At 69.1% G+C, this 18,281-nt stretch carries 17 protein-coding genes; 10 read left to right on the forward strand and 7 right to left on the reverse strand.

Annotation, left to right across the window (positions count from 1 at the left end; all coding sequences use genetic code 11):
- Positions 1 to 3: 3 nt before the first annotated feature.
- On the reverse strand, positions 4 to 588 hold the full coding sequence (gene lptE / locus ABL312_RS17190) for an LPS assembly lipoprotein LptE (RefSeq protein WP_349358627.1): 585 nt from the start codon (positions 586 to 588) through the stop codon (positions 4 to 6).
- Positions 575 to 3,187 carry a leucine--tRNA ligase gene (gene leuS, locus ABL312_RS17195; protein ID WP_349361442.1) on the reverse strand — a complete coding sequence of 871 codons (2,613 nt, stop codon included), beginning with the start codon at positions 3,185 to 3,187 and terminating at the stop codon, positions 575 to 577. The genes lptE and leuS overlap by 14 nt, the downstream gene beginning before the upstream one ends.
- 193 nt (positions 3,188 to 3,380) lie before the next feature.
- Between leuS and ABL312_RS17200 the strand changes: the two genes are divergently transcribed.
- Positions 3,381 to 4,064, forward strand: coding sequence for a YggS family pyridoxal phosphate-dependent enzyme (locus tag ABL312_RS17200; protein WP_349358628.1), 684 nt, complete (start codon positions 3,381 to 3,383; stop codon positions 4,062 to 4,064).
- 4 nt (positions 4,065 to 4,068) lie between these two features.
- Here ABL312_RS17200 and ABL312_RS17205 read toward each other — a convergent pair whose 3' ends face one another.
- Positions 4,069 to 5,511: a TrkH family potassium uptake protein gene (locus tag ABL312_RS17205; RefSeq protein ID WP_349358629.1), complete on the reverse strand. Its 1,443-nt coding sequence runs from the start codon at positions 5,509 to 5,511 to the stop codon at positions 4,069 to 4,071.
- Positions 5,512 to 5,949: 438 nt separating this feature from the next.
- Between ABL312_RS17205 and ffh the strand changes: the two genes are divergently transcribed.
- The 4 genes from ffh (at position 5,950) to rimM (ending at position 9,011) form a co-directional block, all read left to right on the forward strand.
- Complete coding sequence (ffh, locus tag ABL312_RS17210) at positions 5,950 to 7,491, forward strand: signal recognition particle protein (RefSeq protein WP_349358630.1); 1,542 nt, start codon at positions 5,950 to 5,952, stop codon at positions 7,489 to 7,491.
- Between the two features lie 59 nt (positions 7,492 to 7,550).
- Complete coding sequence (locus ABL312_RS17215) at positions 7,551 to 7,847, forward strand: chorismate mutase (RefSeq protein ID WP_349361443.1); 297 nt, start codon at positions 7,551 to 7,553, stop codon at positions 7,845 to 7,847.
- Between the two features lie 29 nt (positions 7,848 to 7,876).
- A complete protein-coding gene (gene rpsP / locus ABL312_RS17220; RefSeq protein WP_349358631.1) occupies positions 7,877 to 8,263 on the forward strand; it encodes a 30S ribosomal protein S16 in 387 nt (128 codons plus the stop codon).
- Positions 8,264 to 8,405: 142 nt separating this feature from the next.
- Positions 8,406 to 9,011 carry a ribosome maturation factor RimM gene (gene rimM / locus ABL312_RS17225; RefSeq protein ID WP_349358632.1) on the forward strand — a complete coding sequence of 202 codons (606 nt, stop codon included), beginning with the start codon at positions 8,406 to 8,408 and terminating at the stop codon, positions 9,009 to 9,011.
- On the opposite strand, the gene ABL312_RS17230 is transcribed toward rimM, so the two are convergent.
- Positions 8,924 to 9,442 (reverse strand): antibiotic resistance protein VanZ, encoded by a 519-nt coding sequence (locus ABL312_RS17230; protein ID WP_349358633.1) that lies wholly within the window; start codon positions 9,440 to 9,442, stop codon positions 8,924 to 8,926. The two genes, rimM and ABL312_RS17230, sit on opposite strands and share 88 nt — an antisense overlap.
- A gap of 110 nt (positions 9,443 to 9,552) precedes the next feature.
- On the opposite strand from ABL312_RS17230, the gene trmD reads away from it, so the two are divergent.
- Positions 9,553 to 10,275: a tRNA (guanosine(37)-N1)-methyltransferase TrmD gene (gene trmD, locus ABL312_RS17235; RefSeq protein ID WP_349358634.1), complete on the forward strand. Its 723-nt coding sequence runs from the start codon at positions 9,553 to 9,555 to the stop codon at positions 10,273 to 10,275.
- 275 nt (positions 10,276 to 10,550) lie between these two features.
- Positions 10,551 to 11,021 carry a 50S ribosomal protein L19 gene (gene rplS / locus ABL312_RS17240; protein ID WP_349358635.1) on the forward strand — a complete coding sequence of 157 codons (471 nt, stop codon included), beginning with the start codon at positions 10,551 to 10,553 and terminating at the stop codon, positions 11,019 to 11,021.
- A 161-nt stretch (positions 11,022 to 11,182) separates the two neighbouring features.
- Here the strand turns inward: rplS and ABL312_RS17245 are convergent, their stop codons facing one another.
- Positions 11,183 to 12,082: an ABC transporter permease gene (locus ABL312_RS17245; RefSeq protein WP_349358636.1), complete on the reverse strand. Its 900-nt coding sequence runs from the start codon at positions 12,080 to 12,082 to the stop codon at positions 11,183 to 11,185.
- Positions 12,083 to 12,266: 184 nt separating this feature from the next.
- Positions 12,267 to 12,926 (reverse strand): cell division ATP-binding protein FtsE, encoded by a 660-nt coding sequence (gene ftsE, locus ABL312_RS17250; RefSeq protein WP_349358637.1) that lies wholly within the window; start codon positions 12,924 to 12,926, stop codon positions 12,267 to 12,269.
- A 262-nt stretch (positions 12,927 to 13,188) separates the two neighbouring features.
- On the opposite strand from ftsE, the gene ABL312_RS17255 reads away from it, so the two are divergent.
- The 3 genes from ABL312_RS17255 to ABL312_RS17265 are packed head-to-tail and all read left to right on the forward strand — an operon-like array spanning position 13,189 to position 15,245.
- Positions 13,189 to 14,274: a zinc-ribbon domain-containing protein gene (locus ABL312_RS17255; protein WP_349358638.1), complete on the forward strand. Its 1,086-nt coding sequence runs from the start codon at positions 13,189 to 13,191 to the stop codon at positions 14,272 to 14,274.
- Positions 14,275 to 14,282: 8 nt separating this feature from the next.
- Entirely contained in the window at positions 14,283 to 14,831 is a 549-nt protein-coding gene (gene hpt / locus ABL312_RS17260; RefSeq protein ID WP_349358639.1) for a hypoxanthine phosphoribosyltransferase, read from the forward strand.
- Between the two features lie 15 nt (positions 14,832 to 14,846).
- Positions 14,847 to 15,245, forward strand: a complete 399-nt coding sequence (locus tag ABL312_RS17265) for a response regulator (protein ID WP_349358640.1) — start codon at positions 14,847 to 14,849, stop codon at positions 15,243 to 15,245.
- A 404-nt stretch (positions 15,246 to 15,649) separates the two neighbouring features.
- Here the strand turns inward: ABL312_RS17265 and ABL312_RS17270 are convergent, their stop codons facing one another.
- Positions 15,650 to 18,253 (reverse strand): TIGR02302 family protein, encoded by a 2,604-nt coding sequence (locus ABL312_RS17270; RefSeq protein ID WP_349358641.1) that lies wholly within the window; start codon positions 18,251 to 18,253, stop codon positions 15,650 to 15,652.
- Positions 18,254 to 18,281 lie beyond the last annotated feature (28 nt).

An 18,281-nucleotide genomic window follows, 5' to 3' on the forward strand; every position in this document is an offset into this window, starting at 1 on the left:
GGATCAGCTCCGGGCGGCGAAGAAGCCGGCGATGCGGGTCTGGATGTCGACGGCGACGGCCTTGGCGGCCCGGTCTTCCGCGTCGCGCTCGGCGCGCAGGTTGGCGAAGCGCTGGCTGGAAAAGTCGAAGGACGCGGTGGCAAAGGCGCTGCCGGTCTCCAGCGTCCGTCCCGAGCCGATTTCGCTCAGCACATAGCTTGCGTTCACCGTGACCGTATAGGCCGCCGGCACGTCGGCGAGGCGCTCCACGCCGACCTCGCCGAGCGGCCGGTCGATGATGATCCTGAGGCGATAGGCGGGATCGGGCGCGGAGCGTCCGCGCTGGAAGCCGAAGATCAGCTCGTTGCGCAGCACCTGCCCGACGCGCTCCAGCTCGCGGTCCGCCACCGTGTCGACCGGATCGATGTCGATGCGGGCAAGCTCGTCGGCGAGCGCCGGATCGCCGGCCGCACTCCCCACCGTGCCGTAGAGCGGGCGCACCTGGCAGCCGGCGAGCGCCAGCGCGGCCGCAAGGCCCAGGCCAAGCGCCGCCCGGCGCGTCGGTGCCGGGCCGCCCGGCCGGCGCATCCTCGTATCAGACGACGACATTCACGATCCTCTGCGGCACCACGATGATCTTGCGGGCCGGCTTGCCGTCGAGGGCGCGCTGAACCGCGTCGAGCGCCAGCGTAGCCGCTTCCACCTCGTCTTTGGAAGCCTCGCGCGCGACCGTGACCTCGGCGCGCTTCTTGCCGTTGACCTGCACCGGCAGAACCACCGTGTCCTCGATCAAAAGCTCGTCCTCGACATCCGGCCAGGGCGTGGTCGCCAGCAGCTCGGCGTGGCCGAACATGCTCCAGCATTCCTCGGCCAGATGCGGCGCCATCGGCGCCATCATCTGCACCAGATAGACCGCCGCCTCGCGAATGGCGAACCGCATGTCGTCGCCACTGGTATCGCCCTGGCAGGCCTTGGAGAGCGTGTTGACGAGCTCATAGAGCCGCGCCACGGCGCGGTTGAAGGCGAGCGCCTCGATGTCGGCCGACACCGCCGCGCAGGTCTTGTGCGTCGTGCGCCGCAGCGCGGTGGCCGCCTCGCCCACCTCGGCCGGGCGCACCCGCGCCGGAATGTCCTCGGTGATCTCCTTCACCAGCCGCCAGACGCGCTGCATGAAGCGCCACGCGCCCTGCACGCCGGCTTCCGTCCATTGCACGTCGCGCTCGGGCGGGCTGTCGGAGAGCATGAACCAGCGCGCGGTATCCGCGCCATAGGTCTCGATGATGTCGGTCGGGTCGACGGTGTTCTTCTTCGACTTCGACATCTTCTCGATCGACCCGATGGCGACCGGTTCGCCGTCGTCGAGACGCAGCGCGCGGCGCTGGTCGCCGTCGCCCTCGATGCGTACCTCGGCCGGCGACAGCCAGGCCCCGTCCGGCCCCTTGTAGGTCTCATGCGTCACCATGCCCTGGGTGAACAGACCCTTGAACGGCTCCTTCACGCCCAGGTGTCCGGTCTCGCACATGGCGCGGGCGAAGAAGCGCGAATAGAGCAGATGCAGGATCGCGTGCTCGATGCCGCCGATGTACTGGTCGACCGGCAGCCAGGCATTGGCGACCTCGGGATCGGTCGGCGTCTCGGCGCCGGAATCGGTAAAGCGCGCGAAATACCAGGACGAATCCACGAAGGTGTCCATCGTGTCCGTCTCGCGCCGCGCCGGCCCGCCGCAGGACGGGCACTCCACGTGCCGCCAGGTCGGATGCCGGTCGAGCGGATTGCCGGGCTTGTCGAAGTCGATGTCGTCGGGCAGTTCGACCGGGAGATCCTTGACCGGCACCGGCACCACGCCGCAATCGTCGCAATGGATGACCGGGATCGGACAGCCCCAGTAACGCTGGCGCGAAATGCCCCAGTCGCGCAGCCGGTAGTTCACCTGCAGTTCCGCCTGCGGCACGCCGCCGTCGACCGGCCGGGTGACCAGCCGCTCGGCCACCGCCTTCTTGGCATCCTCGATCGACAGCCCGTCCATGAAGTCGGAATTGTAGATCGTGCCGGCCTCGACATAGGCCTCGTCGCCGATCTCGAAGGTCGCCGGATCCGCGCCCTCGGGCAGCACGACGGGCTTCACCGGCAGGCCGTACTTGCGGGCGAAGTCGAGATCGCGCTGGTCGTGCGCCGGACAGGCGAAGATCGCGCCGGTGCCGTAATCCATCAGGATGAAGTTGGCGATATAGACCGGCAGCTCCAGCTCCGGATCGAGCGGATGCACGACCTTCAGCCCGGTGTCGATGCCGATCTTCTCCGCCGTCTCCAGCGCCTCTTCCGAGGTCTCCATGTGCCGGCAGGTCTCGAGGAACGTCGCGATCTCCGCATTGTCCTCTGCCAGCTTGAGCGCGATCGGATGGTCCGGCGACAGTCCCATGAAGGAGGCGCCGAACAGCGTGTCCGGGCGGGTGGTGAAGATCTCCAGCACCGCGTCGCCGGTCGGCGCCGGCTCGGTGAACTCGAAGCGGATGTGCAGGCCTTCGGAGCGTCCGATCCAGTTCTTCTGCATCAGCCGGACCTTTTCCGGCCAGCGGTCGAGATCGTCGAGCGCCGAGAGAAGCTCCTCGGACCAGTCGGAAATGCGGAAGAACCACTGGGTCAGCTCGCGCTGCTCCACGACCGCGCCCGAGCGCCAGCCGCGCCCGTCGATGACCTGCTCGTTGGCGAGCACGGTCATGTCGACCGGATCCCAGTTGACCTTGGAGTTCTTGCGGTAGGCAAGCCCCGCCTTCAGGAAATCGAGGAACAGGCGCTGCTGCTGGGTGTAATACGCCACGTCGCAGGTCGCGAACTCGCGCGCCCAGTCGAGCGACAGGCCCATCACCTTGAGCTGGCCGCGCATGGTCTCGATGTTCTGGTAGGTCCAGTCGCGCGGGTGCACCTTGTTCTGCATGGCGGCGTTCTCGGCCGGCATGCCGAAGGCGTCCCAGCCCATCGGGTGCAGCACGTTGAAGCCCTTGGCGCGCTTGTAGCGGGCGACGACATCCCCCATCGCATAGTTGCGCACGTGCCCCATGTGGATGCGGCCCGACGGATAGGGGAACATTTCCAGCACGTAGTATTTCGGCCGGGGGTCGTCGTTCGCGGTCGCGAAGACCTGGGTTTCGTCCCAGACCCGCTGCCAGCGGCTCTCCGCCTCGCCGGCGTTGTAGCGCTCCGTCGCCATGATGTGATTGCTTTTCCCGTGGGTGATGATGAGACGTGGCGGGACTGTCACCAGAAATCCGGCGCGCGGTCAACCGGCATCGCACCGCGCGCCCGCGCGCGCCGGCCGCGCACATGCCCGCGCTTGCATTCGCGGCGAAGTCGGCGCATCACGGCCCGACACCGGCCGATCGCGATACTGGAGAGTGCCCATCATGACCGCCGCCGACGCCCCCGCCCGTCTCGCCGACATCCGCGCCCGCATCGCCGCCGCCGCGGCCGAGGCCGACCGCGCCCCCGAAAGCACCACGCTGATCGCCGTCTCCAAGACCTTCGACGCCGACGCGATCCGCCCGGTGATCGCCGCCGGCCAGCGCGTCTTCGGCGAAAACCGCGTGCAGGAGGCACAGGGCAAATGGCCGGCGCTGAAGGCAGAGACGCCGGACCTCGAATTGCATCTGATCGGACCGCTGCAATCGAACAAGGCGAAGGACGCGGTCGCCCTCTTCGACGTGATCCATACGCTCGACCGGGAGAAGATCGCCCGCGTGCTGAAGAGCGAATGCGAGCGCCAGGGCCGCGCCTTGCGCTTCTTCATCCAGGTGAACACCGGCGCGGAACCGCAAAAGGCGGGCATCGCGCCCGAGGAGACGCCCGCCTTCGTGACGCTGTGCCGCGACGAGCTCGGCCTCGACGTCGCCGGCCTCATGTGCATTCCCCCGGTCGAGGACATGCCGGGCCCGCATTTCGCGCTGCTTGAGAAACTCGCCCGCGAAACCGGCCTGGAGGAACTGTCGATGGGCATGTCCGGCGACTTCGAAAGCGCGATCCGTTTCGGCGCCACCCATGTGCGCGTCGGCTCCGCGATCTTCGGCGCCCGGGACACGCCGGCGGGCTGAGGCCTCAATCGCCGGTCCAGAATTCCGGCAGAAGCACGAGCAGGCCGGCCAGGATCTCCAGCCGGCCGAGGATCATCTCATAGGCCAGAAGCAGCTTGGTGGCATCGCCGAGCGACTGGAACGTGCCCGCCGGCCCGATGATCGCGCCCACGCCCGGACCCACGTTGGCGAGCGCGGTGATCGACGCGCTCAGCGCGGTCTCCAGATCGAGCCCCGCGCCCGCGTAGACCAGCGCGAACAGCGCGAAGGTCCCGACATAGACGATGGCGAAGACGAAGATGCCCTCGGCGACGTCCGGCGTCAGCCTGCGCCCGTCATAGCGCGCCGCGCAGGCCCGGTGCGGGCGGATCAGGAGCTGGACGCGCGTGCGGATCAGCCTCAGCAGCGCGACCGCGCGAAACGCCTTGAAACCGCCCGAGGTCGACCCGCTGCACCCGCCGAAGAACGTCAGCAGGAAGAAGAGCGTCAGGGCGAAGGGCCCCCACCTCAGATAATCCTCGCTCGCGTAGCCCGTGGTCGAAACGACGGAGACCACATGGAAGACGGCAAGTGTGAGCTCGCGCCACGGGTCGGCGCTGGCATGCAGGTGGAGCACCGTGAAGGCGGCGAGAGAGGCACACGCCACCAGGCCGAGAAAGAACGCGATCTGCGGCAGATCCCGCCGCTCGCCCCGTTCCACGAAGCGGATGAGAAAGAGAAACGGCAGGCTCGACAACGTCATGAAGACGATCGCGACCCAGTAGAGCGGCAGGGCCGTGAACTGGCCGAAGGACCGGTCGGAGGTCGAGTAGCCGCCGGTCGACACCGTCGTCAGCGCGTGATTGAGCGCCTGGAACGCATCCATGCCGCCGAGGCGATAGAGAAGCCCCGCCGCCGCCGTCAGCCCGACGTAAAGCACCAGCAGCCGCATCAGGAACGGCTCGATGCGGCCATAGGGTTTCGTCGCGGTCTCCGAGGATTCCACCGCGAACAGCTGTGCGCCGCCCGACCGCAGTCCCGGCAGCAGCCAGATGCCGAGCACGACGATGCCGATCCCGCCCATCCATTGCAGCAGCGAGCGCCAGAGCAGCAGGCCGACCGGCAGCGTGTCGAGACCGGTGAGAACCGTGGCGCCCGTCGTCGTCAGCCCGGACACCGCCTCGAACACCGCGTCCGACACGGACATGCGCGCCGCGCCGAACATCATCGGCAAGGCCGCGCACAGTCCGCTCACCACCCAGGCAAGATTGACGAAGAGGAAAATCTCGCGTCGGCGCATGACGTTGGAGGGCGCCGAAAAGGCCAGCGCCATGGTCGCACCCGTGCATCCGACCAGCGCCGCCGACAGGACGAAGCCGCTCCAGTCGGCGTTGCCCGCGCTCAGGTCGACCGCGGCGGGCAGGAGCATGAACACGGCGATCACGATCATCAGCCAGCCGATCGGCTGCGCCACCGCGCGAAAGTCCATCGTCCACGTCCGGTTTCGACGCGCAACGGCGCCAGGATCACTCGCCTTATGCGCCTCGTCGCCGCGGCAGGCAAGACCAAACCATCGACTCGGCGAGCCGCGGCGCGCCGGATACGCCGGCGGGGGAATGTGCCGGCAGAGCGGACGTGCCGGCCGGTTCCGCTTGACTCGCGGACCATTTTGCGGCATTGCGCCTGCAACTTTCGAAAAGAGCGACCACAATCAGATCGGCCGACCGGGACCCGCGAAGGTCTAAAGAGATCCCGGAGGCTCCCACCCGACAGCGCGATGCGCCCTCGGGTGCCGCCCCGCCGTGGGCTTTTCTTTTCGTAGGCGCGCCCTTGCGGGGCCGCGCCCGCCACCGAACGCGCGCCCCGGAGCCTCCGGACGCGCCTCACGCAGGACGCCTGAGACGGCACGTGAAAGGACACGAAGGACATGTTTGAAAGTCTGTCCGATCGCCTGAGCGGCATTCTCGACAAGCTCACCCGACGCGGTGCGCTGTCTGAGGCCGACGTGTCCGAGGCGCTGCGCGAGGTCCGCCGCGCGCTGATCGAGGCCGACGTCGCCCTGCCGATCGTCAAGTCCTTCACCGACAAGGTGCGCAACCGCGCCGTCGGCCAGGAAGTCCTGAAGTCGGTCACTCCGGGCCAGCAGGTCGTCAAGATCGTGCACGACCAGCTCGTGGAGATGCTGGGCGCCGAGGCCGATCCGATCGACCTCAACGCGCCGGCTCCGGTGGCGCTGATGATGGTCGGCCTGCAGGGCTCGGGCAAGACGACGACCACCGCGAAAATCGCCCTGCGGCTGACCCAGCGGGACAAGCGCAAGGTCCTGATGGCCTCGCTCGACACCCGCCGCCCGGCCGCGCAGGAACAGCTCAAGGTGCTCGGCGAGCAGACCGGCATCGACACGCTGCCGATCGTCGCCGGCCAGTCGCCGGTGCAGATCGCTAGCCGGGCGATGACCGCGGCGAAGCTCGGCGGCTACGACGTCGTCATGCTCGACACCGCCGGCCGCACGCATATCGACGAGCCGCTGATGGTGGAGATGGCCGAGATCAAGGCCTCCGCCGCGCCGCATGAGATCCTGCTGGTCGCGGATTCGCTGACCGGTCAGGACGCGGTCAACGTCGCGACCTCCTTCGACGAGCGCGTCGGCATCACCGGCATCGTGCTGACCCGCATGGACGGCGACGGGCGCGGCGGCGCCGCCCTGTCGATGCGCGCGGTCACCGGCAAGCCGGTCAAGCTGATCGGCACCGGCGAGAAGGCGGACGCGCTGGAGGACTTCCATCCCTCGCGCATCGCCGACCGCATCCTCGGCATGGGCGACATCGTCTCGCTGGTCGAAAAGGCCGCGCGCGAGTTCGACGAGGAAAAGACGGCCAGGATGGCCGCCAAGATGCAGAAGGGCGCCTTCGATCTGGAGGACCTCGCCGAGCAGCTCAAGCAGATGGAAAAGCTCGGCGGCATGTCGGGCATCATGGGCATGATGCCGGGCGTGGGGAAGCTCAAGAAGCAGATGGGCGAGGCCAATCTCGACGACAAGATGATCAAGCGCCAGGTCGCGATCATCCAGTCGATGACCCCACAGGAACGGCGCAAGCCCGAGCTCCTCAAGGCCAGCCGCAAGAAGCGCATCGCCGCCGGCTCCGGCGTCGACGTCGCCGCGGTCAACAAGCTCCTGAAGATGCACCGCCAGATGGCGGACATGATGAAGCAGATGGGCAAGGGCAAGGGCGGCCTGCTCGGCAAGATGATGGGCGGCATGGGCGGCGGGATGCCTGGCGGCATGCCGAACATCGATCCCAAGGAACTGGAAAAACTCGCCAAGTCCGGTCAGCTGCCGGGCATGGGCGGCGGCGGCGGTCTTCCGGGCGGCCTGCCCGGCGGGATGCCGGGTCTTCCCGGCCCCGGCGGCGCGAAACTGCCGGGCCTCGGCGGCATGCCGGGCATGGCACGGGGAAAGAAAAAATGACCGATATTCCGACCGCCCGCGACGCCCGAACCCGCACGGCCGGCACCGACGCCGAACGCCTGCTCGATCCCGCCTCCGAGGCGCTGGGCGAGCTTGGCCGACTGCGCGCCTCGATCGACAACATCGACGCCGCGCTCGTCCACATGCTGGCCGAACGCTTCAAGTGCACGCAGAAGGTCGGCGTGCTGAAGGCGACCCACGATCTTCCGCCCGCCGATCCGGCGCGCGAGGAGCGACAGATCGCACGGCTGCGGGCGCTTGCCCGCGATGCCGATCTCGACCCCGATTTCGCGGAGAAATTCCTGAACTTCATCGTGAAGGATGTCATCCGCCACCACGAAGCCATTCGCCGATAATCAGGCGAACGATCACAGGAGACACCCCCATGGCTTTGAAAATCCGTCTTGCCCGCGGTGGCGCCAAGAAGCGTCCGTTCTACCGCATCGTGATCGCCGACGTGCGCTCGCCGCGCGACGGCCGGTTCATCGAGAAGGTCGGCGTCTACAACCCGATGCTGCCGAAGGACGACGAGAACCGCATCTCGATCGACATCGAGCGCGTTCAGCATTGGCTGCAGCATGGCGCCAAGCCGACCGACCGCGTCCTGCGCTTCCTCGATGCCGCCGGCGTCGCGACGCGCGCGCCGCGCAACAACCCGAAGAAGGCCGAGCCGGGCGCGAAGGCCAAGGAGCGACTGGAAGCGCGTCAGCAGGCCGCCGAGGAAGCCGCCGCTGCCGCCGCCGAGGGTGGCGAGGAAGCCGCGGCCGAGTAATCCGCGTCTCTCGGGACCCGGCCCCGCGCACGGGACGGGTCCCGCTGCCGGGCGCGCGAGCGCGTCGCGGCGGGTGCGCCGGCCGGGAGACGGCCGGGTCACAGCTTCAACGTGTCACGGTTCCAGCGGGAGAGGTGCGCTCGTGTCCTCCGATCAGGCGTCCGACTTGATCCTGATGGCCCGCATCGGGGCTCCGCACGGCATTCGCGGCGAGGTCCGGGTCAAGGGCTTCGGCGACGATCCGCTGTCCTTTGCCGACTACGGACCGCTTCGCACCGCGCAAGGCAAGATCCTCGAGGTCGAACGCGCGCGCCTGCAAAAGGCGATGGCGATCACCAAGTTCGCCGGCGTCGACGACCGCAGCGCCGCCGAGGCGCTGAACGGCACGGAGCTTTTCGTGCCGCGCGATGCCCTGCCGGACCTTGAGGATGCGGACGAGTTCTATCACGCCGACCTGCTCGGCCTCGCCGCCGTGACCCGCGATGGCGAAACGCTGGGCCGGATCGTCGCCGTGCCGGATTTCGGCGCCGGAGACCTGCTCGAGATCGCGCCGGAGCGGGGATCCGACAGTCGTGCGACCTTCTACGTGCCCTTCACGCGCGAGGCGGTGCCGGAAATCGATATCGCGGGCGGACGCGTGATCGTGGTTCCGCCAGCCGATTACGTGGATGAAACGGGGGACGAGACAGCGGACGGAGCAGACGACGGCGCGGATGGCGACGCGGCCAAGGGCGCGTCGGAGAGCTGATCCTGCGGTTCGAACCCGTCCGCCTGTTCGGCGAGCGCGGCCCGCGTTTCGGAGCGGATCAGCACCACGGTTCCCACCACGAGGGCGACACCGACCGTGTTGGCCGCCACGTCGAGAAGCGAGGCATGGTGGTGCGGCGTCAGCGCCTGGATGCCCTCGCCGAGAATGCCGAGCGCCATGGCGGCCCCCGCCGACAGGCGCAGCCGGCAACAGAAGAAGGCATGGATCGCAAGCGTCAGCAGCGCGAAGAAGACCAGATGCTGCACCTTGTCCCAGGGATGCTGAAGCCCGGTGTTGAACACCAGCCCGACGAGCACGCCGTAGCCGATCAGCACCGCCATCGGCAGAACGCGGGACAGGGACAGATCGATGTAGTCGCGCTCCGCGAAGCGTGCGATCCAGCGCGGGAGGGAAACGGTCACGATGGGCATGGCAACTCCGGCGCGGGACGGCACCCTTGGCCGGACAGGCTAGGCTCCGGATCTTAACCAATGGTAACCGCCGCACGACGCCCGCGCCGCATGGACCCGACGACCCGATCATGACCTTCGCCGCCACCGTTCTCAGCCTCTATCCGGAGATGTTTCCCGGTCCGCTCGGGGTCTCCCTCGCCGGCAAGGCGCTGGAGCGCGGCGACTGGCGGCTCGACGCGCGGCAGATCCGCGATCACGCGACCGACAGGCACCGCTCGGTCGACGACGCGCCGGCCGGCGGCGGCGCCGGCATGGTGCTGCGCCCGGACATTCTGGCAAGAGCGATCGACGCCGCCAGCCCGAGCGACGATCCGCGCCCGCGTCTCCTGATGAGCCCGCGCGGCCGGCCGCTCGATCAGGCGCTGGTGCGCGAGCTTGCCGCCGGTCCCGGCGCGCTGATCGTCTGCGGCCGCTTCGAGGGCATCGACCAGCGGGTGATCGAGGCGCGCGATCTCGTGGAGGTCTCCATCGGCGACTACATCCTGTCGGGCGGCGAGCTGGCGGCGATGGTTCTGCTCGACGCCGTGGTGCGCCTGTTGCCCGGGGTGATGGGCAACGCCGAAAGCGGCGCGCAGGAGAGCTTCGAGACGGGCCTGCTCGAACACCCCCACTACACCCGGCCGCGCGACTTCGAGGGCCGGACGATCCCCGACGTGCTCACCTCCGGCGACCACAAGCGCATTGCCCGGTGGCGCCAGGAGCAGGCCGAGCGCCTGACCGCCGAGCGCCGGCCCGACCTTTGGCACGCCTATCGGGCAAAACGGCCGGATCCCGGGCCAAAAAAGGCATGACAAGCGCCCGGACTTGAGGTATCACGCGCCTCACTCGGGTGCCCCTCGGCGCCGCGGGCGCCTGTCGTTGTTTCGTGGGTCCATTTTCCCTGGAACGCTCTGCCGGATCGAAGGTCCAGACCGAAAGTCCGGGCCGAACCGGCCAGGGGCACGCACCCGACCGAAATTCCACCGCCGGCGGGACGCCGGCATGGCCAAAACGCGGTGAATTCGCCCCCGCATGCGTGACATGCGCGCGGACGCTCTGACCGGCAAAGCATCGAAAAGGCAGTGCCATGAACATCATCGAGCAGCTCAACGCCGAGGAAATGGCGAAGATCGAGGCGCAGCGCAAGCTTCCCGAATTCTCGCCGGGCGACACCATCCGCGTGAACGTGCGCGTGACCGAAGGCAACCGCACCCGTACGCAGGCCTATGAAGGCGTGTGCATCGCCCGCTCCGGCGGCGGCCTGAACGAGAACTTCACCGTCCGCAAGATCTCCTACGGCGAGGGCGTGGAGCGCGTGTTCCCGGTCTACTCGCCGATGCTCGAAGGCGTCGACGTCGTGCGTCGCGGCAAGGTGCGCCGTGCCAAGCTCTATTACCTGCGCGGCCGTCGCGGCAAGTCGGCGCGTATCGTGGAAGCGACCAACACCCGCGCGCGTCGCCTGAACGACGAGGCGAAGGCCGAGGCCGCCGCCGCCAAGGCGGCGAAGGAAGCCGCCAACGCGGCGAAGAAGGCCGAAGCCGAGGCCGCGTCGGAATAAGACCGACGCGCCCGAGCGGCGGTTTCGTCACATCGCGATGGTTCGAAAAGCGGCCCCTGCGGCCGCTTTTCCCGTTCCGGAAGGCTGTTTCGGTCGCATGCCTCGGGCGAGCCGCGCCGTCATGAGCCGTGCCGTGCGGGGTCCGACGCCGCCGGGAGCGCTCAGTCGATGCGGCGCAGATGCGCCCGCACGGCGAGCCGCGAGGTGGCGGCGGTCAGGATCGTGACCAGGAAGATGATCGCCAGCACGCCGAGATAGCCGGCGACGCCGACCGAGGCCCCGCCGAAGAGCGCCATCGCCTGTTCCATTGCGGCAAAGCCCGTCGCCTCGTCCGCCAGCAGGCCAAGCACCACGAAGACGACGATCGCGCACACGCCGCCCGCGATCCCGCCCTTCAGGCCGAGCAGCAGGAAGTGGCGCTGGAACTCGCGCGCGACGAAACTGTCTTCCGCGCCGACGAAATGCAGCACCTCGACCACGTCCTTGTTGCCCGCCATCGCCGCGCGCGTGGCGAAGACGACCGACAGCACCATCGAGCCCAGCACCAGCGCCAGGATCGCGATGCCCGCCAGCACCACCGCATTGGCCATGGCCGCCAGCCGGTCCGTCCAGTTGGAATGATCGTCGACACTCGCGCCCGCGACCTCGTCGGAGACCGCCTGCCTGAGAGCCCCGAGATCGAAGGCCGTCACGTCGTCCACCGCCACCTGCACCAGACGCGGCACCGGCAGCGTGTCGAGATCGAGACCGGCGCCGAGCCAGGGCTGCAGCAGCGCCCGTGTCTGATCGTCGGACAGCGCCGCGACGCGTCCGACGCCGGGCTGACGCTCGGCGACCTCGATCGCCTTGTCGATCTCGCGCAGCATGTCGAGCCCCTGCGCCGGGCGGATCTGGATGGTGACCTCGCGCACCAGATCGTTCGACCAGTCGGTCGCCGCCTCATGGATGACGGTGACCGCGCCCACCGTCAGGCAGGCGAGGAAGCTCATGATGGCGACGACCAGCGTCAGCGCGCGCCCGGCGACGGCCTGCGGCGGCACGATGGGCGCGGGCGGCCGCAAGCGGGATCCGCCCCCCTGTCTGCCTCCCGGTCGGCCGCCCTGCTTGCCACCCGGGGTCCGCTTGCCGGGGAGCTTGTCCTGCAGCTTGCCGGAGAGCTTTCCCGGCAGCTTCGGACGCCGCCCGCCGCTCTTGTCCCTTGTCGAACGCGCGGGTCCCGCCCGCGACGCGGAATCGGTCGGCTCGTCAGTCATGGATACGCACCCGCCCCTCGGCAAGCTCCATGCGCCGGGCATGAACCTGATCCATCAGCGCAAGATCGTGGGTCGCGATGACCACCGAGGTGCCCAGCCGGTTCAACTCGATGAACAACCGCAGCAGCCGCCGCGCGAGCGGCGGATCGACGTTGCCGGTCGGCTCGTCGGCGAGCAGCAGTTCCGGCCGGGTGATGAGCGCGCGCGCGATCGCCGCGCGCTGCTTCTCCCCGCCCGACAGCACCGGCGGCAGCACATGCATGCGCTCGCCGAGCCCGACCCACTTCAGCAGTTCCACCACGTCGGAGCGATACTGGCCCTCTTCCTGGCCGGACACGCGCAGCGGCAGGGCCACATTTTCATAGGTGGTCAGATGATCGAGAAGCCGGAAATCCTGAAACACGATGCCGATGCGCCGGCGCAGCGCCGGGATCTGGCTCTTGTCGAGGACGGAGGTATCCTTGCCGAAGGCCTTGATCAGCCCGCGCGTCGGCGACAGCGACAGGAACAGCAGCCGCATGAGGCTGGTCTTGCCCGCCCCCGACGGACCGGTCAGGAACTGGAAGGACTGCGGCTCAATCTCGAAGGTCAGGTCGCGCAGGACTTCCGGCCCCATGCCGTAGCGCAGCCCAACGTTTTCGAATCGGATCACGGTGACCTCTTCGTGGTGTGGTCCGCGGGACGCGGTCTCGGACGGACGCGGTCTGCCAGCCTCGGGACGCAGACCCTAACGGCCCCCCGTTAACGCTTCATTAACGATATGGGGGCGGTATGGGACTTCGGCGACGGGTCGCGGATCCGGGCGCCCGCGTCGTTTGGTCCGTGTTTACGCTCAAACAGCAATACTGCGCGGGTCGGGGTGCGGGCAAGGACGGCCCGGTAGCCCATGTGGTCGAGACGAGGCCTGTCCAGAGATGAAGATCACCTGCCCGGATTGCTCCACATCCTACGAGGTCAGCGCCAAGGCGCTCGGCCCCAAGGGGCGCAGCGTGAAATGCGCACGCTGCGGCACCCGGTGGCATGCCGGCGGCGACGACGCGACCGATACGATCTCCATAGAAACCGATCTTCCCGCCGAGGCGGAGGCAACCGCCCGCCCGGCCCAGGCCCAGGCCCAGACCCAGGCCCAGACCCGGGCGATGGCGATGGCCGGCGCGGACGCTCCCCCGGAGGATGAAGCGGCGCTGGACGACGCCTGGGCGAGCGCGCTTGCCGAGGACGACACGCAGGAGAGCGCGGACGCCGGCGCCGGGGCGGAAGCGACGACCGGGTCCGACAAGGCCGGCGAGACAGGCGAGACCGGCGACCTGGACGTGTTCGACATGAACGACGCTCCGCGCGATGGCGGAAGCGACGACGCCTTCGACGATCCCCTCGCGGACTTCGATGTCGACGCTCTCGCGGACGCCGCGGGCCCGCCCGCCGAGGCCGCGCCGCAGCCCATCGACATCGAGACGCTGGCCAAGAAGCCGAAGATCCAGATCAGGACCAAGGCGCCGGAACCGGTGCTCAAGCGGGTCGCGGGCGCGGTGGCGCGCCGGGCGCGGCAGGTCAAGCCGCGCCGGGTCGTCGGGGCGCTGGTGTTCTTTGCCGCGATCGGCAGTTGCGCGCTGGCGATCGCGCTGCGCAATCCGATCGTGGAGCGCATGCCGGACCTGGCCGGGCTGTTCGCCCTGGCGGGCATGGAGGTCAATCTGCGCGGGCTCGAGTTCCGCGACCTGCGCACCTTCCGGGAACTGGACAACGGCACCATCGTGCTCGTCGTGGAAGGCGCGATCGAGAACGTCAATCCGCAAAGCACGGCCGTGCCCGCCTTGCGATTCGCGTTGCGCAGCGAGGACGCGCAGGAGATATATGCCTGGGTGGTGGAACCGCGCCTGCGCTGGCTGGACGTGGGCGGCTCCACCCGGTTCCGCACGCGGCTGTCCTCCCCTCCGGACCTCGCCGCGGATATTCAGGTCCGCTTCGTGGAGCGCGACCGACAACAGGCTCGCCTTTGAGGACGTTCATGCCCGACGACATCCGCACGCTGTTCGACGAGACCGCCATCGCCGCGCGCGTCGAGCAGATGGCTCGCGACATCGCCGCGACCGACCCGCAGAACCTGCTGGTGGTCGCCGTGTTGAAGGGCAGTTTCATGTTCGCCGCCGATCTGGTGCGCGCGATGCACCGGGTCGGGCTGCGCCCCGAGATGGAGTTCATTCACCTCTCGAGCTATGGCGCCGGCACCGAGTCAAGGGAAATCCGGGTCTTGCGCGACGTGGAGAGCGATGTGGCCGGCCGCGATGTGATTCTCGTGGATGACATCCTGGAAAGTGGCCGGACGCTGGCCTTCGCACGCGACCGACTCACCGAGCGCGGCGCAAGATCCGTTCACATCGCGGCGCTGCTGGACAAGCCGATGCGCCGCAAATCCGCCATTTCCGCGGATTATGTCGGATTCGATTGTCCGGATCGATTCGTCGTCGGCTACGGGATGGACATGGGCCACAAATGGCGCCAGCTCCCGTTCATCGGCTACGTGGTCCAGGCGCCGGCGGCTGACGCGGACGTTTGAGAACGGGAGAGGGACATGGCCCACATTCTGGTTGCAGAGGACGATGAGGCTGTCCGCAGCTTCGTGAAACGGGCTTTGGAACTCGACGGCCACACGGTCATCGCGGAAGAGGACGGCGCGGCCGCCGCCGAACGGCTCGCCGCCGAGGACGGCGCCTTCGACCTCATCCTCTCCGACATCAAGATGCCGGTGATGGACGGCATCGCCTTCGCGCTGATCGCCGCCCGCGACCATCCCCATGTCCCGATCCTGCTGATGACCGGCTTCGCCGACCAGCGCGAGCGGGCCAACGGACTGGAAGCGCTCATCCACGACGTGGTGACGAAACCCTTCTCGCTCGCCGACATCCGCCGCGCCGTCGCCGACGCGCTGCAGGGCGTGGTGCGCGAGGAAGCCCCGCGCCGCTACGCCTGAGCGGGAATTCCCGCAAGAGCGACCCGGGGAGCCCGCGAGAGGGCCTCGCACAAGACCGCCTGACCGCGATGCGCCACCGCGCCTGTCGCGGCCGTCCACCGGCCGTGCGGAAGGGGTGCCGACCGCGACCGACCGGATCGCCGCTCTGTCTTGGGCGCCCCTTGTCCAGCCACCCCGGGGTGCCCACCATCGCCGCAGCGCGCGGCACCACCGCCCGACATGGCCCACCAAAACAGCCCGCCCGGATACAGGCGACCCGATCGCCATCCCGCCGCGATCGGCGCAGGGACGGGACGCCCCCTCGCACGCCCGCATTCGCTATGCATGGATTATGGCCGTGCCACCGGCCGCGCGCGTCACGCGCTCCGCGAAGCGTCCGATGACACGCATGTCTTGCCAGAGCGTCAGTAGCTCCTGAGCAGGCGCTCCAGATAGTCGAGCTCGAGCATCGGACGGTCGGGATCGGAGAAGCGGCGACGCAGTTCCTCCAGAATCCGGCGCGCCCGCTGCACGTCGATCTCGTCGGGCACGCGCACCCGCTCGCCGAAATCCGGACCTTCGTTGCGGCGCGGCCGCCCCAGCGGGTCCTCGTCGCGCGGGTTGCCCTGCCGCCCGGCCATGCCGGGGCCCTGGCCCTGGCCCTGGCCGAGCATCTGCTCTGCAAGCCCCTGCGCGCCCTGGCGAAGCGCCTCCAGCGCATTGCCCTGCTGGCCGACCGCCGCGCCGGGCTGGCCTTCGCCGAGACTGTCGCGGGCGTTGCCCATCTCCTCTCCGGCCCGGCCCAGATCGCCGTTCTGCGGCATGCCGTTTTCGGCCATCTGATCCATCAGCTGCTGAAGCTGTTCGCCGAGCTGGCCCTGCCCCTGCTGCAACTGCCGCAAGGCCTCGGCCAGTTGCTCCGGCGTCATCGGCTGGCCGTCTCCGGGCTGCTGGCCCGGCTGCTGCCCGCGCTGTTGCCCCTGCTGCTGGCCCGGCTGCTGCCCCGAGCGGTTGTCCTGATCGAAGCGGTTGGTGCGGTCCATCAGTTCCTGCTGGCGCTGGATCATCTCGCCAAGCTCGTTCAGGGCCTCCATCATGTCCTGCGTCATGCCGTCGGGCATCATCTGCGGCCGCCCGGCCTGCAGGTTTTCCAGCATGCGCTGCATCTGGGCGAGAAGTTCGCGCGCCGCCTCGCGCGAGCCCTGTCGCGCCAGTTCCTCGATGCGCGACAGCATCTCGTCGAGATCCTGAGGCTGGAGGTTCTGCGCGTTCGGGTCCATCGGCTGCATCGCCTGCGGGTTCTGCCGCATCTGCTCGGCGAGCGCCTGGAAATACTCGTTCATCGCCTCGCGCAACTCCTGCGTCAGCCGCGCGATCTCCTCGTCCGAGGCGCCCTCCTCCAGCGCCCGGCGCAGCGCTTCCTGCGCGTCGCGCAAGGCCCGCTCCGCGAGCGACAGGTCGCCGTCCTCGATGGTGAGCGCGAGATCCCAGAGCAGGTCGACGACCTCGCGCAAGCCATCGTCGTCCTGCGCCGCGACGAGGCGGGCGCGCGCGAAATTCAGACCCAGATAGGTCTTGGCATCGTCGATGAAGCGCTCCGGCGCCAGCATCAGCGCGTCGAGCGCATCGACAACCCGCAGCTGGGCGTTGGCGTCGAGCGCCAGATCGCGCCGCTGCTCCACGATGGCGCGTGCCAGCGGCTTGGAAAAGCGGCGCTGCGGCAGCGTGAAGCGATGCGGGGTCGAGTAGCCGGCCTGACCGGCATGGTCGCGCGCCGACAGGATCAGGTCGACCTCGGAGCCCGCCCAGGGATGGCTGGTGAGATCGCGGATCGTTTCGGCCGCGCCGGTCTTCGTGTCGCCGCCCGGCAGCGACAGCGGAAAGCTCGGCGCCTCGACGAGCGGCCGCGCCGGGCGGTCGTCGTCGAGCCCCAGGATGCGGACAGGGCGGATGTCGGCCGCGGCCGCCACCACGCCGTGATCGTCGCCGGTGAGATAACCGAGCTTCAGCGCCCCGCTGATCTGTTCCTCCGGATCGTCGAGCAGGCGGATGGTCGGCGCCGCGTCCGGCTCCACGGCGATGCGCCAGCTTTCCAGCAACCGCCCGCCGTCGCGGATCTCGAGATCCGCGCTTTCGCGCAGCGTCGTCCGCAGGCTGCCCGGCCCGGCATCGGACGTCGCCATTTCAGGGTCGAGCGGAACCTCCGTCTCGCCGCGCACCAGCACCGCCGTCAGCGCCTCGACCCCTTGCGCGCGCACGATCAGTTCGCTGCCCTCCGGCGCTCCGACCGCCCTTGCCTCGTCGCGCAAGGCGCCGGCCTGACCGGTCAGAAAGATCGGCGCCCGCCCCGTGTAGACCGGCGGCGTGATCCAGGCATCGAGCCGCACGGGCGCGGCCGCGGCCCCCGGGTCCGCTCCGTCGAGGGGCGACAGGCGCTGCCAATGCCCGCCGGAGGCCGTGAAGAACCCGACCACGAGCAGGAGCGTCGCGACGACGCGCAGGCCGTAGGGATCGCGGCGGAAGGCATCGGGACGCGGCGTCCCCGCCTTGAGCGCGGCGAGCGCGGCACGCGCCCTCTCGCGGTGCGCCGCCCACAGCGCCCGGGTCAGCGGCGTGTCGCCCTCATCGAACAGTCGGTCTTCGAGCAGCACGAGCGGATGATGCGAAAGTCCGGTCTCGCGCTCGATCCGGGTGAGCGCCTCGGCCCGGGTCGGCCAGCGCAGACCCGCGAGCGGACGCCCCACATAAAGCGCGGCGACGAGAAACCCGAGCGCAAGCGGCGCCGACAGCCAGACCGGAAGCAGCGCCCACAGGCCGAGCCAGGAGAGGCCGACATAGAAGGCGATGACGATCAGAACGGAGTGCAGCGGCGGCCAGGCGCGTTCCCACGCAAGCGCTGCGGAGGCCCGCCACACGGCGCGCTCCAGCCCGGCGTGCCCGGCGGTCGACGCGGCATGCTCCGCCCCGCCGTCCTGCGACTGGCTGTTCGGGTTTCGGACGGGATCGCCCGGCGGTGTCGCCTGGTTCACGTGCCTTGCCTCCACGGATCACCCGATC

The sequence above is a fragment of the Stappia sp. genome (assembly GCF_040110915.1).
GTDB lineage: Bacteria > Pseudomonadota > Alphaproteobacteria > Rhizobiales > Stappiaceae > Stappia.

Bases quoted from the DNA above. Each gene is read 5' to 3' on its own strand.
- lptE (WP_349358627.1), bottom strand. From the start codon at position 588: ATGTCGTCGTCTGATACGAGGATGCGCCGGCCGGGCGGCCCGGCACCG.
- leuS (WP_349361442.1), bottom strand. From the start codon at position 3,187: ATGGCGACGGAGCGCTACAACGCCGGCGAGGCGGAGAGCCGCTGGCAG.
- ABL312_RS17200 (WP_349358628.1), top strand. From the start codon at position 3,381: ATGACCGCCGCCGACGCCCCCGCCCGTCTCGCCGACATCCGCGCCCGC.
- ABL312_RS17205 (WP_349358629.1), bottom strand. From the start codon at position 5,511: ATGGACTTTCGCGCGGTGGCGCAGCCGATCGGCTGGCTGATGATCGTG.
- ffh (WP_349358630.1), top strand. From the start codon at position 5,950: ATGTTTGAAAGTCTGTCCGATCGCCTGAGCGGCATTCTCGACAAGCTC.
- rpsP (WP_349358631.1), top strand. From the start codon at position 7,877: ATGGCTTTGAAAATCCGTCTTGCCCGCGGTGGCGCCAAGAAGCGTCCG.
- ABL312_RS17230 (WP_349358633.1), bottom strand. From the start codon at position 9,442: ATGCCCATCGTGACCGTTTCCCTCCCGCGCTGGATCGCACGCTTCGCG.
- trmD (WP_349358634.1), top strand. From the start codon at position 9,553: ATGACCTTCGCCGCCACCGTTCTCAGCCTCTATCCGGAGATGTTTCCC.
- rplS (WP_349358635.1), top strand. From the start codon at position 10,551: ATGAACATCATCGAGCAGCTCAACGCCGAGGAAATGGCGAAGATCGAG.
- ABL312_RS17255 (WP_349358638.1), top strand. From the start codon at position 13,189: ATGAAGATCACCTGCCCGGATTGCTCCACATCCTACGAGGTCAGCGCC.
- hpt (WP_349358639.1), top strand. From the start codon at position 14,283: ATGCCCGACGACATCCGCACGCTGTTCGACGAGACCGCCATCGCCGCG.
- ABL312_RS17265 (WP_349358640.1), top strand. From the start codon at position 14,847: ATGGCCCACATTCTGGTTGCAGAGGACGATGAGGCTGTCCGCAGCTTC.